Source organism: Gemmatimonadota bacterium (assembly GCA_026387915.1).
Classification (GTDB): Bacteria; Gemmatimonadota; Gemmatimonadetes; order Gemmatimonadales; family Gemmatimonadaceae; genus Fen-1231.
This window is the reverse complement of the sequence record JAPLKS010000014.1, coordinates 233,933-249,401: the sequence shown is the minus strand read 5'-3', so window position 1 is coordinate 249,401 and position 15,469 is coordinate 233,933. Positions and strand designations below refer to the sequence as shown.

The following is a 15,469-nucleotide window of genomic DNA, read 5'->3' as shown; positions in this document are numbered from 1 at the left end:
AGCGATGCCGAACGGATCAATTACGCGTTGACCCCGTGGCACTTTTTGAATTTCTTCCCGCTGCCGCATGGGCAGGGATCGTTGCGACCCACGCTGGCCCAGTCCACAGGCTCCGCGCGTTCACCGGACAACGAGCGCACGCCACGACCGGCGCCGACGATCGTCGGATCCTGACGCACGGCAGACGTCGCCTTCGGTGCCTCATCCGGGCCCACATCGTAGGCCCCGTCTTCACCCGCCGGAACGTCCTCGGCCATGCCAAGCGCATTGAAGCGCTTCTTCACGGCCGGCGGCGGTTCCGGTGCCGGCGGCGGACCGCCAAGATCGATTTGCACACGCAAGAACCGCTCGGTGAACGTGTGATGCACGTCGTGCATCAGGTCCACGAACATCACGTACGCTTCCTGCTTGTACTCGAGGAGCGGATCCTTCTGCCCCCACGAGCGATAGTGGATGGCGTTCCGCAGCTGGTCGAGATCGTAGAGATGGTCCTTCCACTTCTCGTCGAGCACGTTGAGCATCACCAACGCGAGTACCTGCGAGGCATATTCGCCGAGCGATCCGAACTTTGCGTTGAACGCCACCGTACCAGCGGCGCTCCCCAACTCCTTGGCTTCGGTGATCGTCGCCGGGCGTGTGCCGTTTTCTTCAAAGCAATCAACGCGCAGCAGGTAGTGCATCAGGAGATCCTGGCGCACGAGCGGCACGTCCCACTGCAGGGCATCCATCTCCGCGGCGAGCGCCGTTTCGATACGGCGCGCCACGGCCTGCTCCACCATGCGCACGGCTTCGCCCTTCAGCTCCTCGCCACCCTCAAGCGCGAACGACCGCAGCGAGTAGATCACCTCGCGCTGCTGATTCATCACGTCATCGAACTCCAGCAGCCGTTTACGGCTCTGAAAGTTCTGTAACTCCACGCGCTTCTGTGCCTGTTCGATGGAGCGCGTGATGAGCGGATGCGTGAGCATCTCCCCTTCCTGCGCGCCCATACGATCCATCAGCTTGGCAATGCGGTCGGAACCGAAGAGACGCATGAGATCGTCTTCGAGCGACAAAAAGAACTGCGAGGCCCCCGGATCACCCTGACGGCCGGAGCGCCCGCGCAACTGGCGGTCGATGCGGCGCGACTCATGGCGTTCCGAGCCAATGATGTGCAACCCACCGCACTCCTCAACCTCGATGTCCTTGTTGTCGGGATCCTTGATCACCGACGGCTTGGATTCCTTGACGCCCGCACCGAGTTTGATGTCGGTGCCACGGCCGGCCATGTTCGTGGCGATCGTGACGGCGTTGCCTTGGCCCGCAAGCGCAACGATTTCCGCCTCGCGCTGATGGTACTTGGCGTTCAGCACATTATGGACAATGTTCGCCCGCTGGAACATGCGGGCAAGCGTCTCGGATGCTTCGACGCTCGTCGTGCCGACGAGCACCGGATAGCCGAGCCCCGTGAGGCGCTTGGTCTCTTCCACGATCGCGTTGTATTTCTCACGGCGCGTCTTGTAGACGAGATCCTGCCGATCGTCGCGGATGATGTCGCGGTTCGTTGGAATCACCGACACTTCCAGTCCGTAAATCTGGAAGAACTCCGTCTCCTCCGTCTCGGCGGTGCCCGTCATACCGCCGAGCTTTTCGTACATGCGGAAATAGTTCTGAATGGTGATGGTGGCGAGGGTCTGCGTCTCCCCCTTCACCTGCACCCCTTCCTTGGCCTCGACGGCCTGATGGAGCCCTTCGCTCCAACGGCGTCCCGGCATCGTGCGGCCCGTGAACTCATCGACGATGAGCACCTGCCCTTCCTGCACGACGTAGTTGACGTCGTTCTCGTACAGCGCGTGCGCCTTCAGCAGCTGGTGCACGATGTTGAGCTTCTCGCTCTTCAGCGCGTACTCCCGTTCAATGGCGTTACGCTTCGCGAGTCGCTCTTCCGGCGTCGCGTCATGATCGGCGTCAATACGACCAATCTCGCCCGCAATATCCGGCAGCACAAAGGCCTCGTGATCCGCGGGCGACACGAAGTCCACGCCACGGTCGGAGAGGTGCACGCTGTGCCCCTTCTCGTCGAGCACGAACAGCAAGTCTTCCTCGACCTCACGATACAGCTGCTTGGCCGCGGGCAACTTGCGGTCCGCCAGATGCTCGAGTTCCATCTTCTGCACGAGTTGCTTGACGCCCTGCTCCTGCAGCGCCTTCATCAGGCGCTTGTTCTTGGGATTGCCCAGTTGCGCCTTGTAGAAGGCGAGGCCAGCCGCGTGCTCGTCGCCGGCCTCCATCGCCTTCTCGCCCTGCGCCACGAGATCGTTGGCGAGTTCGGTCTGCTTACGCACCACGCGTGCCACGGCGGCGTTGTGCAACGCGTACTCCGCGTCACTCTCGTTCCCCACCGGACCCGAGATGATGAGCGGCGTCCGCGCTTCGTCAATGAGCACGGAGTCCACTTCGTCGACAATCGCGTACACGTGCTTGCGCTGCACGCGCTGGTCGAGCGACACCACCATGTTGTCGCGGAGGTAATCGAAGCCGAACTCGTTATTGGTGCCGTAGGTAATGTCGCAGAGATATGCGGCCACGCGCTCCGCGGTGCCCGGCTCCGTGTCGTCAATACACCCGACGGTGAGCCCGAGATAGCCGAACAGGTGCCCCATCCACTGCGAGTCGCGCCGAGCAAGATACGTGTTGACCGTGACGAGGTGCGCGCCGCGCCGCGGGAGCGCATTCAAGTACAGTGGGAGCGTGGCGACCAACGTTTTGCCTTCGCCCGTCGCCATTTCCGCAATGCGACCGAGGTGCAGCTGAATGCCACCAATCAACTGTACATCGTATGGCACCATGTCCCACACAATGTCCTGCCCCGTCACCGACACCGTGGTGCCGACCAAACGGCGGGCCGCCTCACGCACCGTGGCGAACGCTTCCGGGAGGATCTCGTCGAGCACATCGGCAAGTAGACCGCGGTAGTCGCGCTCAAGGCCGCCCATACCGTCCGCACCGCCCAGCTCACCGTCAATGCGCTCGCGTTCTTCGGCGTCGGAGGCCGTGCGCTTCGCATCCTTGAGCGCTTCGATCTTCCCAGCCAACTCCGCCGTGCGCTCGTCAATCAGCGCCCGAAACTTGTCGGTCTGTGCCTTGAGCGCCTCATCCGACAAGGCCTCGAGCTTGGCATACTCTTCGTTGATTTCGTCGACGATCGGCTGCACGCGCTTTCGCTCGCGCTCATGGCGTGTTCCAAACACGGTCGACAATAGCGCTTTCAGCATGTCCTACAGAGCTCCTTTATCGGTACAAGCCGACAGCGGCGATATAGGTCGCCACCGCATCCGGCACGAATCCTCGAATCGACTTTCCTTCCCGCACCCGCGCGCGTACTTCGGTGGACGACACATCCACCCGGCGCGTGGCAAGCGCCCGAACACCGGCCGGCAACTCCGCCGACTCACCAGCGCGCGTGAGCACGACGACCTGCGCCAACGACATCACTGCCTCCGGCTCGCGCCATTTCGGCAGAGCGGCCACCGCATCCCTCCCCAAAAGCAGGAATGGTGCCACATCACCGGCCCAGCGACTGCGCAACGCCCGCAACGTATCAACCGTGTAAGATAACCCGCCCCGGTCGATTTCGAGGGCATCGACAGCGAACCGCGAATCCCCTTCGATGAGCCGCTCCACCATCGCCAAGCGATGATGCGCCGGCGCCACCACCGTCCCCATTTTCAGCGGCTGCTCGGCGGCTGGGATGAACACCAGCCGATCTAACGCCAGCGCCTCACACGCATCGGTCGCGGCCAACAGGTGCCCGATGTGCGGAGGATCAAACGTTCCGCCAAACACTCCGATGCGCATCAACCCGCTCCTCCTCCCCCAGGTTCGCGCTTAGCGCGAGAACGGAGAGACCGCGCCCGGCTTCTTGGGCAGCGGCAGGCTAGGCATCGGCAGTTTTGCCTTTGATCCCGTGGAGTCAGCGGCCACTTCCTCAGGGCACAATTTGGCCACATCCGTGTCGCGCGGATACGCACCATTGAGCGCGACGCACATCTCCTTGGCTTCGTCCTTGTAGTTCATCTCGGGGCGACGATACACCTCAACAATACGGAGCATCGCATCCCGCGATTTCGCCGAGTTCGGGAAGTTGCGCACCACGTCCTTGAGGTAAATCAGCGCGGAGTCAAAGGCGCGACGACGCACATAGTGCATCCCCGTTTCATAATCCTTCGTCGCCAGCAACTCCTCGATTTTCTGCGCACCCTTCTCGGCTTGTACCTTCAGCGGGGATTCCGGATAGACGCTCGCGAGCAACCGATACTGCGTCTGCGCCATCGTCGCATACGTGGGGTCGAGCGACGGGTCGCGCCACATCTTCAGGTACGAGTCGCCAGCGGAGAGCAGCGCCGATGCCGCGAGCGAATCGTCCGGGAACGACTCCGCTAGGCGGGCATAACTCTGCGCTGCCAACAGAAACTCCTCGCGATTCTCGTGCGACTTGCCGAGGTAGTAGTGCGCCAACGGCAACAACGTGTCGCGTGCGGAGAGATCGAGCGTGAGTTTCTCAAAGCCGGTGATCGCATTCTCCCACTTCTTGGCCTGGAACTCGGCCATCGACGCCTTGAACAGTCCGGCGTTCGTGGGATATTTGCGCAACTGAAAGCCGCGGTTACAGGCGGCCAACAGGAGCAGCGAGACAACGACAGTAGCGCGGGTGCGTGCAGTCATGCGGGTGATACCCGAAGGGGAGGTCCGTGTTCGACGCGCGAGCCGGAGCGACGAAAGAGTCATCGGGGCGCCATCCTCGACGATCCGACCAGCGTTTTGAAATAGTCAATGGTCCGTTGCACGCCTTCGCGTACGTCGACCTTCGGCTCCCAGCCGAGCATCGTGCGGGCACGGGTGATGTCGGGCTGTCGCACCTTGGGGTCATCCTCGGGAAGCGGCTTATAGACAATGGGCGCGGCGGTGCCGGTGAGTTCCACCACGATCTCGGCGAGCTGCTTCACGGTGTACTCCACCGGGTTGCCGATATTCGTGGGATTGGCGTCGCCGCGCAGAAAGAGCTGATAAATCCCTTCGACCTCATCGTCCACAAAACAGAACGAACGCGTCTGCGAGCCATCGCCGTAAATCGTGAGTGGCTCACCTAACAGCGCCTGCACGATGAAGTTCGACACCACGCGGCCGTCGCGCGGCCGCATGCGCGGGCCATACGTGTTGAAAATGCGCACGATGCGCGTGTCCACCCCGTGAAAGCGGTGATACGCCATCGTAAGCGCTTCGGCGAATCGCTTGGCCTCATCGTACACACCGCGCGGGCCAATCGGATTCACATTGCCCCAGTAGCTCTCCGGCTGCGGGTGCACGAGCGGATCGCCGTACACTTCACTTGTCGACGCAATGAAGAAGCGCGCCTTCTTGGCGAGCGCAATGCCGAGCGCATTATGCGTACCCAACGAACCCACTTTGAGCGTCTGAATGGGGAGCTCGAGATAGTCGATGGGGCTTGCCGGACTCGCAAAGTGCAGCACCCCGTCGAGATCCCCGGCGACGTACGTGTACTCGGAGATATTGTGCCGCATGAACGAGAACCGTTCGTGCCCAATCAAATGCGCGATATTGTCGGGATGGCCGGTGATGAAGTTGTCGAGCCCCACCACCGAATGCCCGTCGGCAAGAAAACGCTCCGACAGGTGAGAACCGAGGAAACCAGCCGCACCGGTAATCAAGACTCTCATGCGGTGCCTCGACCGAGCGACCGATAGGTGAACCCGAACTGCTCCATCTTCGCGGGATCGTACAGATTGCGACCATCCACAACCACTGGGCGCTTGAGCGCCGCCTTGATGCGCGCGAAATCAGGAAAGCGGTATTCGTTCCAGTCGGTCACAATCACCAGCGCATCGGCGCCGGTCAATGCGTCATAGTTCGTCGCCGCATACCCAATACGGGCGCCGAGTCGGCGCTCCGCCTCGTGCATCGCGGCAGGATCGTGCGCGACGACGGTCGCCCCTTCCGCCAATAGCGCCTCAATGAGCGTGAGCGCCGGCGACTCGCGCATGTCGTCGGTCTGCGCTTTGAAGGCGAGCCCCCACACCGCAATGCGCGCTCCCTTGAGCGGGCCGCCAAAGGCCGCCTTGAGTTTTTCAAACAACCGATGCTTCTGGAAGTCATTGGCCGCTTCCACCGCCGCCAACACCTGCATCGGCGCGCCGCGCTCCTCGGACGTGTGCAGCAACGCCTTTACGTCCTTGGGGAAGCACGAGCCGCCGTAGCCAGGCCCCGGAAACAAGAACGACGGCCCAATGCGCGAGTCGCTGCCGATGCCTTTGCGAACCAAGTCCACATTCGCGCCGACTTTCTCACACAGATTCGCAATCTCATTCATGAACGAGATACGCGTGGCGAGCATGGCGTTCGCGGCGTACTTGGTCATTTCAGCCGACGGCACGTCCATGAAGATGATCGGCTTGCCCGTGCGCACGAATGGCGCATAGAGCTCAGCCATCACGCTCCGCGCAAAGTCGCTGTCGACGCCGAGCACCACGCGATCGGGCTTGAGAAAGTCGTCCACCGCCGCGCCTTCCTTCAGGAACTCCGGATTGGAGACAACGTGGAAGGGGAACTTGGCGTGCTTAGCGACGGCCGCGTGTACTCGAGCGGCCGTGCCCACCGGAACGGTGGACTTCGTCACCACGACGGTTTCGTGCGCCATGTGCTGACCAATCGTCTCGGCCACCGCGAGCACGTGCGAAAGATCCGCCGACCCATCTTCATCGGGCGGTGTGCCGACCGCGATGAATACCACCGTCGCGCTACGCACGCTGGCCGGCACGTCGGTCGTGAACTGCAGGCGCCCCTGCGCCTGATTGCGTTCGACGAGCGAATCGAGCCCAGGCTCATAAATGGGGAGAATGTTCTGCTTGAGTCCGTCGATTTTTTTTTGATCGACATCGGCGCACGTCACCGCCACGCCCGTCTCGGCGAAGCACGCACCCGCGACGAGGCCTACATAGCCGGAACCAACGACCGTGACGTTCATGCGTGCAGCGCCGACAAGGAGACGATGCGCGCCTTCGACGGCCGCGTGGCCTTCAGCGCGTTGCGCGTGTCCACAATCAGCGACGCCTGATCCACCACACGCTGGTAGTCCACATTGCTGTGGTCCGTCACAATCACCACGACGTCGGCCTTGGCGAGCTCGGCGTCCGTGAGCGCAACCCCAACGCGTGTCTCGTCCTCTTCCTGATACGAGGCCACGTAGGAGTCGTGAAACACGACGTGCGCGCCCCGCTCCTCGAGCAGTCGAATGACGTCGAACGCTGGGCTCTCGCGCATATCGTCAATGTCTTTCTTGTACGCGACACCGAGCACGAGCGCGCGGCTTCCCTTCACCGGCTTGCTCGCGTCGTTCAGCGCGCGCGACACTTTTTCAACCACCACATCGGGCATCGCCGAGTTGATCTCGCTGGCGAGGTCGATGAAGCGCGTCTTGTAGTTGAGCGTGCGCATCTTCCACGCGAGGTAATGCGGGTCGAGGGGAATGCAGTGTCCGCCGATACCAGGGCCCGGCGTGAACTTCATAAACCCAAACGGCTTGGTGGCCGCCGCATCGATCACTTCCCACACGTCCACGCCCAAGCGATCGCAAATGATCGCCATTTCGTTGACGAGCCCGATGTTCACCGAGCGGAAGGTATTCTCGAGCAGCTTGGCCAACTCCGCGGCCTCAGGCGACGACACCGGCACAATCGTGTCAATGCAGGTGGCGTACAGCGCCATCGACACTTCGTTGCACGCCGGCGTAATGCCGCCAATGATCTTGGGGGTGTTCTTGGTGTGCCACTTGGCATTGCCCGGATCGACGCGCTCGGGGGAGAACGCTAGAAACACGTCGTCACCGATCGTGTACCCGAGGGCTTCGAGCCGCGGCTGCATCACGTCGCGCGTCGTGCCGGGGTACGTCGTACTCTCCAGCACCACCAACATACCGGCGTGCGCCTGACGCACCACCGTCTCGGCGGCGGCAATCACGTACGACATATCCGGATCGCGCGTCTTGGCCAGCGGCGTGGGCACCGCAATCGAGATAGCGTCGGCAACCTTGAGCGCCGACTCGTCGGTGCTGGCCACGAACTTGCCGCTCTTCACGTGGCGCGCCAACTGTTCAGCGGGCACGTCCATGATGTGCGAGCGCCCCGCCATCAGCCCCGCGCACACCGACTCGCTCACATCGAAGCCCGCCACGCGGAACCCTGCCTCGCAGAACTCCATCGCCAACGGCAGTCCGACGTACCCGAGCCCCACCACACCGGAGATCGCGGTCCGGTCCTTGATGCGCCCGAGTAGCTGCTGTTTCATCTGCGATGTCATCGCGCGGCCTATCGTCCGAAGAAGCTACGAACCGCCGCGACTACTTCATCCAGCTGTGCGCGCGTGAGTTCAGGATAAATCGGGAGCGACACGACTTCGTGGGCGGCGCGCTCCGACTCGGGGCAGCTCCCCACCTTGTACCCGAGGTACGAAAAGCACGGCTGCAAATGGAGCGGGAGCGGATAGTACACGGAGTGACCGATCCCCTTCGCCGCGAGGTGCTGCTTCAACTCATCGCGGCGCTGCACGCGCAACGTGTACTGGTTGAAGATGCTCTCGTTGGCCGGGTCAATAAACGGTGTCGTGATGTCGGCGATGTCCGCGAACGCGGCGTCGTAAAACGCGGCGTTCTCGCGACGCTTCGCACTCCAGCCACCGAGGTACGGGAGCTTGCCGATCAACGCCGCGGCCTGCAGGGCGTCGAGGCGCGAGTTGTAACCGACTTCTTCGTGCAGATAGGTCTGCAGTCCGCCGTGCACGCGCAGACGCTTCAGGCGCGTGGCAATGGCGTCATCCTGCGTGACCATCATGCCGCCGTCACCGTAGCCGCCGAGGTTCTTGGACGGAAAGAACGAGAAGGTGCCGATGGTGGCCGTCTGGCCGGCCATCGTCCACGCTCCATCGATCTTGCGGCGCGCCCCAATCGACTGCGCCGCATCTTCAATGATCGGCATCGTGGGCAACAAGCGGCGGATTTCTTCGATGGCGGCGATCTGTCCAAACAGATCCACCGGCACGACGGCCTTGGTCTTTGACGTTACCGCCGCGGCCGCAAGGTCGGGGCGGATGTTGAACGTCTTGGGGTCGATGTCCACAAACACGGGCGTCGCGCCCACGTTGTGGATGGTGCCGGCGGTCGCAAAGAACGTGAACGGCGTGGTGACTACTTCGTCGCCAGCGCCAATATCGAGCGCCCGAAGCGCGAGGAGAATCGCATCCGTGCCGCTCGCACAGCCGATGGCGTGCTTGGTGTTGGAGAGCGCCGCGACGTCGGCCTCAAGCCTAGCGACGGGTGCCCCGAGAATAAACGCCTGGTCATCGATGACCGGCATCAGCGCCTGCATCACGGCATCCTTGATCAGGGCGTGTTGGGCGCGCAGGTCGAGCAGAGGGACTGGCATATTTGTGATGTTGGATCGGATTCGGAAAGGGGCGACTGGAGACGGGTCCGCCGAGAGAACTTTCGCTCCCTCAAACCGGCCAAAACCCACCTCCAGACAACTGTTAAAGCTCGCCGGAAGTCGAGGATAAGTCAACGAAAAACGGCGGGATTCTCCTCTGAGAACCCCGCCGTCAGCCCGTCGGTCACCGACCCCTATCCCTTGAGCGGCAACGGCACCTCAGCCCCTGTTCGCGCCGACTCATAAATCCCGAGAATCAGCTCCAGCGACTTCCGTCCCCCACGCCCGTCCGTGTCGGCCTTGGCCCCGCCCCGCAGGACCTCCAGCACGTTCCGGTAATACCCCTCGTGCCCGAAGCCATAGACGCTCGGCGGGCTCGTGCTGGCGGCATCCACGGTCTTATCGTCGTCATCGTAGTCCGCGAACTGCCAGGTCTCCACTTTGTTCACGGCGGTGCCGCCAATCTTCACCGTCCCAGTCTCTCCGAGGATCGTGATGGACCCTTCGAGATTCTTCGGATAGGTGAGCATGCTCACCTCGATGCAGCCCAGCGCCCCGCTGCGGAACTTGAGCACGGCCACACCACTATCCTCGGCCTCAATACGCCGAGCGAGGGTCGCCGTCTTGGCAATCACGCTCTCCACGGGACCCACAAGCCACTGCACGAGGTCCACGTAGTGCGACGCCTGATTCATAAAGGCGCCACCGTCAAACTCCCACGTGCCACGCCACGGCGCTTGATCGTAGTACTCCTGCGGCCGCGCCCAACGGACGGTGGCATTCGCCATGTAGATGCGCCCGAAGCGCCCCTTATCGATGGCGCGGCGCAACAGCTGGATCGACGGATTGAGTCGATTCTGCTTCACGACAAACAGCTGCACCCCGGCGTCATCACAGGCCTTCACCAGCGCATCGGCGCCCTTGAGCGAGATCGCCATCGGCTTCTCGCTCACCACGTGCTTGCCAGCACGCGCGGCGGCAATGCCATGCTCCGGATGCAGCCCGCTCGGCGTGGCGACCGTCACCACGTCGCAGGTCGCCTCGCGCAACATTTTGTCGTACGACGTGAAGTACGGCACGCCCAGCGCAGCGCCGGCTTCTTGCGCCCGAGACTCCACGATGTCGCAGACGGCCGACACCTCGAGCCCGTCAACTTTGGCAATGGCGTCAAAGTGATTCTTGGAGATGCGGCCGCAGCCCACGAGGGCAACGCGAAGCGACTTTTGGACGGTCATTATTCCTCTTCGGCGCGCGTGACAGTCTCACCGCGCCGCGTGTAGGTCTTGCCGCAGGACGGGCACGTGAGCTCCATGAGCCCCTCCTCCAACTGCACCCCGCACTCGCACATCCAGCCGACTCGCCGCGCCGGCACGCCAACGACGAGCGCATGAGACGGTACATCCTTCGTGACGACCGCCCCTGCCCCGACGAAACTGTATGCGCCGAGGGTCGCCCCGCACACGATGGTCGCGTTGGCGCCGATTGACGCGCCGCGCCCAACGAGCGTGCGCCGGTATTCGTGCTTTCGGCTCACCGCGCTGCGCGGATTAATGACGTTGGTGAACACCATCGACGGCCCGCAGAACACGTCGTCCTCCAGCTCCACGCCCTCGTAAATCGAGACGTTATTCTGAATCTTGACGTTGTTGCCAATCACCGTGCCGTTCATCACCACCACGTTTTGCCCGAGCGAGCAGTGCGCGCCGATCTTCGCGCCGCTCATGACGTGACAGAAGTGCCACACCTTCGTGCCGGCGCCGATCACGGCCCCGTCATCGACATACGCAGACTCGTGCACCCAGGGCGTGTCAGTCATCGGACGATGGTCTCCTGCCACTCTTGAATGGATCGCACGCTCGGCGCGCGCGACTTGAGTGAAATAATCGCGTCGCAGGCGGCGTTGGCTGCACTGAGCGTGGTCGTGTACGCAATGCGGTGCGAAATCGCAGCCTGCCGAAGCGAATAGTCGTCCTTCTGCGCACGCTTGCCGAGCGGCGTGTTGATCAACAACTGGACTTCACCATTCTTGATAAGGTCAATGCCATTGGGGCGCGCCACGCTCACCTTATGCACTTGATCGCACGGCACGCCGCGCTCCCGCAGGTACTTGGCCGTGCCGTCCGTGGCGATCACCTTGAATCCCATCTCGTGAAAGCGACGCGCCACACCAACGGCCGTAGGCTTGTCGTGATCGTTGACCGTCACGAACACCGCGCCCTCGAGTGGCAACCCGTTGCCCGCTGCTAACTCTGCACGGGCAAAGGCGGTGCCGAAGCTGTCCGACACGCCCATCACTTCGCCCGTCGAACGCATCTCTGGGCCGAGGATCGGGTCGAATTCACGGAACTTCGAAAAGGGAAACACCGCTTCCTTTACGGCAACGTACGGCGCAATGACTTCCTTCGTGAAGCCGAGATCGGCCAGCGTCTCACCGAGCATCACGCGCGCGGCATAGCTCGCGAGCGGCACGCCGATGGTCTTCGATACAAACGGCACCGTGCGACTCGCCCGCGGATTGACCTCAATCACATACACGATGCCATTCTTGATGGCGTATTGGACATTGATGAGCCCTACCACACCGAGCGCTTTGGCGAACGCCACCGTGTGGTCGCGCATCACCTGTTGTTCGGCGGCGCCAATGAGATACGGCGGCAGCACGCACGCGGAATCGCCCGAGTGGATACCGGCGTTCTCGATGTGCTGCATCACGCCGCCAATCACCACTTGATGCCCGTCGCTGAGCGCGTCGACGTCGGCCTCGAACGCATCCTCGAGGAAAGAATCCACAAGCACCGGCCGATCCTCCGACACCCGCACCGCACGCGCAAAATAGTCGCGCAGGCTGATTTCGTCGTACACGATCTCCATCGCGCGGCCGCCCAGCACATAACTCGGGCGCACCAGCACCGGGTACCCAATGCGATCAGCGATTTCCACGGCGCCGTCTACGCTCGTCGCCGTGCCATTGGGCGGCTGCTCCACACCCAAGCGCCGCGCGATTTCCTCAAAACGACGGCGATCTTCCGCTTCGTCAATCGAATCCGGACTCGTGCCGAGAATGCGCACGCCGGCCGCTTCGAGCGGTCGCGTCAGTTTGAGGGGCGTCTGGCCGCCGAGCTGCACAATCACACCAACCGGCTGCTCGCGCTGCACGATCTCCAGCACGTGCTCCAGTGTGAGCGGTTCAAAGTACAGCTTGTCGCTCGTATCCCAGTCCGTAGAAACCGTCTCGGGATTGGAGTTGACCATGATCGTTTCATAACCCTGCTCACGCAGGGCGAGCGCGGCACGCACGCAGCAATAGTCGAACTCCACGCCCTGCCCGATGCGATTCGGACCGGAGCCGAGGATCACGACCGACTTGCGCCCCGAGCGTGGCGCTTCGCTTTCTTCGTCGTACGTCGAATACAAATACGGCGTATTCGAGGGGAACTCACCGGCACAGGTGTCCACCATTTTGTACACGGGGCGAAGGTTCATCCCCCAACGGCGCTCGCGCATCTGCGTCTCGGTTTCGCCGCGCAACTGGCCGAGTTGCACATCGGCAAAGCCCATGCGCTTCATCGCGAGCAGTGCTTCAGCATCCACGTCGCCCAGCGCGGCGAACTCACGCTCCGCCTCGACGAGCTCTTGCATTTGCTGCAGGAACCAAGGGTCCACTGCGGTAATGCGGTTAATCTCCGCCACATCAAGACCGCGCTCGAACGCGCGCTTGATCTGAAAGATGCGCTCCGGCGTCGGCGTCGCGAGCGCATCGCACAACGTCTCGAGCGAATCATCCGCCAAGCGATCGTCAATAAGACGCTCGGCCGTCGTCCACCCGTTGCGTCCCGACTCGAGGGCGCGGAGCCCCTTCTGCAACGCTTCCTTGAATGTGCGGCCGATAGCCATCGACTCACCCACCGACTTCATCTGCGTGGTGAGCACCGGATCGGCGGCGGGGAATTTCTCAAAAGCAAAACGCGGACACTTGACCACGACGTAGTCGAGCACCGGCTCAAAGCTCGCCGGCGTGGTGCCCGTGATGTCGTTGGGCAATTCGTCGAGGCGATATCCCACCGCGAGCTTCGTGCCGATGCGCGCAATCGCGAAACCCGTGGCTTTCGATGCCAGCGCCGAGGACCGCGAGACGCGCGGATTCATCTCGATCACGACCATGTCGCCGTTCGCCGGGTTGACCGCGAACTGAATATTGCAGCCGCCCGCATCCACGCCGATCTCGCGAATCACTTTGATCGCGGCATCACGCATGACTTGATATTCACGGTCGGTCAGCGTCATCGCGGGCGCCACGGTAATCGAGTCACCGGTGTGGACGCCCATCGGATCGATGTTCTCAATGGAGCACACGATGACGACGTTGTCGTCCTTGTCGCGCATCACTTCGAGTTCGTACTCCTTCCACCCGAGCAGCGACTTTTCGATGAGCACCTGCGAAATGGGACTCTCGGCGAGGCCGCGCCGCACAATGGCCTCGAACTCTTCGCGATTATAGGCAATGCCGCCGCCCGAACCGCCGAGGGTGAACGCCGGACGGATAATCGCCGGAAAGGCCGTCCACTCCACGATCGCCAGCGCTTCTTCCCATGTGGTGGCGATGCGCCCCTGCGGACAGGTGAGCCCAATCTTCTCCATTGCTTCGCCAAAGAGCTTGCGGTCTTCAGCCACGGCAATGGCGCGCGCATTGGCGCCAATGAGCTCCACGCCGTACTTGGCGAGCACACCATTCTCGTGTAGCGCCATCGCCACATTGAGAGCCGTCTGACCGCCCATCGTGGGCAGCAATGCGTCCGGCCGCTCGCGGGCGATGATCAGCTCCACGAACTCCGGCGTCACCGGCTCGATGTACGTGCGATCGGCGATTTCCGGATCGGTCATGATCGTCGCCGGATTGGAGTTGACGAGGATCACCTCGTACCCCTCTTCGCGCAGCGCCTTGGCCGCCTGAGTTCCCGAATAGTCGAACTCCGCCCCCTGTCCAATGACAATAGGGCCGGAACCGATGAGCAGAATGCGATGAATGTCGTTACGACGCGGCATGTATCAGGTCCTGAATGATGTCGGCCCGAGTGCGCTGCGGCACCCAGCCGGTATCGGAGCGGAGCTTATCGTTCGCGCCCACGAGAAACGGTACGTCAACCACGCGCTTGAGTGCGGCATCGCCGGTGAGCGTTGCGCTGAGCCCAACGGCCTCCAGCACCTCGGTGGCCACCGTCTCCACGGTCGTGCCCGCCCCCGAACTCACGTTGTACACCTCGCCAGCGAGTCCATGCTCCACGAGGAGCGCATAGGCGCGCACGACATCCTCGACGTGCAGAAAATCACGCACGGTGGTGGTGTTTCCAATCGAGATCGCCCGTTCGCCACGCGCCCGTGCATCGAGCGCTCGGCGCACCAGCGACGGGAGCAGGAAACTCGAGTGCTGCCCTCGTCCACTGTGATTGAAACTGCGGGTACAGATCACCTTGACGCCGTCCGCCCGATAGGCCTCGAGGCCAAACACTTCCTGCGCCATTTTGGTCGCCGCATAGCGGGTGCGAGGCCGGCATTCCGATGTCTCGGTGAGCGGCATCGCCTCCCAATCGTGGCGTCCATACTGCTCGGCGCTTCCCACCAGCAGCACTACCGGATCCAGCGTCTCAGCCGCGCGGCGCTCACGCACGTCACCGAGGAGTGTCATGGCGGCCCCAACATTCACCGCCAACGCACGCCGCGGGTCCTCACTCGCGGCCGGCACAAACGCCATGGCGGCCAAGTGGAAAATCGCATCGGGCTGCGAGGCGTCGAGCATGGCGCGCACGACTTCGGGATCGGTGACGTCGTCGCGACGCCAGGTGATCAGCGCGTGATCTTCTGGGCTGAGGACGTCCACACCAGGATCACCCTCGAGGGATGCCCCAGTCACGCCCCAGCCGTGGCGCGCGAGTTCACGGCACAGCCATTGCCCGACGAAACCGCCGGCTCCCGTGACGAGTGCGCGCCGAACGGTCACG

At 62.7% G+C, this 15,469-nt stretch carries 11 protein-coding genes; all 11 read right to left on the bottom strand.

The genetic code is table 11. The features are described 5' to 3' along the window. Window positions 1-20: 20 nt before the first annotated feature. Complete coding sequence (gene secA, locus NTZ43_09330; protein ID MCX5767408.1) at window positions 21-3,254, bottom strand: preprotein translocase subunit SecA; 3,234 nt, start codon at window positions 3,252-3,254, stop codon at window positions 21-23. Between the two features lie 16 nt (window positions 3,255-3,270). Then, window positions 3,271-3,837: a nicotinate-nucleotide adenylyltransferase gene (nadD, locus tag NTZ43_09325; GenBank protein MCX5767407.1), complete on the bottom strand. Its 567-nt coding sequence runs from the start codon at window positions 3,835-3,837 to the stop codon at window positions 3,271-3,273. Window positions 3,838-3,867: 30 nt separating this feature from the next. After that, entirely contained in the window at window positions 3,868-4,704 is an 837-nt protein-coding gene (gene bamD / locus NTZ43_09320) for an outer membrane protein assembly factor BamD (protein ID MCX5767406.1), read from the bottom strand. A gap of 59 nt (window positions 4,705-4,763) precedes the next feature. After that, window positions 4,764-5,717 (bottom strand): SDR family oxidoreductase, encoded by a 954-nt coding sequence (locus NTZ43_09315; protein MCX5767405.1) that lies wholly within the window; start codon window positions 5,715-5,717, stop codon window positions 4,764-4,766. After that, entirely contained in the window at window positions 5,714-7,021 is a 1,308-nt protein-coding gene (locus tag NTZ43_09310) for a UDP-glucose/GDP-mannose dehydrogenase family protein (GenBank protein MCX5767404.1), read from the bottom strand. The genes NTZ43_09315 and NTZ43_09310 overlap by 4 nt, the downstream gene beginning before the upstream one ends. Further along, window positions 7,018-8,340, bottom strand: coding sequence for a nucleotide sugar dehydrogenase (locus NTZ43_09305; protein ID MCX5767403.1), 1,323 nt, complete (start codon window positions 8,338-8,340; stop codon window positions 7,018-7,020). The genes NTZ43_09310 and NTZ43_09305 overlap by 4 nt, the downstream gene beginning before the upstream one ends. A 20-nt stretch (window positions 8,341-8,360) precedes the next feature. Beyond that, window positions 8,361-9,473 carry a DegT/DnrJ/EryC1/StrS family aminotransferase gene (locus NTZ43_09300; GenBank protein ID MCX5767402.1) on the bottom strand — a complete coding sequence of 371 codons (1,113 nt, stop codon included), beginning with the start codon at window positions 9,471-9,473 and terminating at the stop codon, window positions 8,361-8,363. Between the two features lie 194 nt (window positions 9,474-9,667). Beyond that, a complete protein-coding gene (locus NTZ43_09295) occupies window positions 9,668-10,708 on the bottom strand; it encodes a Gfo/Idh/MocA family oxidoreductase (GenBank protein ID MCX5767401.1) in 1,041 nt (346 codons plus the stop codon). Continuing rightward, window positions 10,708-11,289, bottom strand: coding sequence for an acyltransferase (locus NTZ43_09290; GenBank protein MCX5767400.1), 582 nt, complete (start codon window positions 11,287-11,289; stop codon window positions 10,708-10,710). Before NTZ43_09290 ends, NTZ43_09295 begins: the two co-directional genes overlap by 1 nt. Continuing rightward, entirely contained in the window at window positions 11,286-14,516 is a 3,231-nt protein-coding gene (gene carB, locus NTZ43_09285; protein MCX5767399.1) for a carbamoyl-phosphate synthase large subunit, read from the bottom strand. Before carB ends, NTZ43_09290 begins: the two co-directional genes overlap by 4 nt. Then, window positions 14,503-15,468 (bottom strand): GDP-mannose 4,6-dehydratase, encoded by a 966-nt coding sequence (locus NTZ43_09280; protein MCX5767398.1) that lies wholly within the window; start codon window positions 15,466-15,468, stop codon window positions 14,503-14,505. The genes carB and NTZ43_09280 overlap by 14 nt, the downstream gene beginning before the upstream one ends. Window position 15,469: the final 1 nt, after the last annotated feature.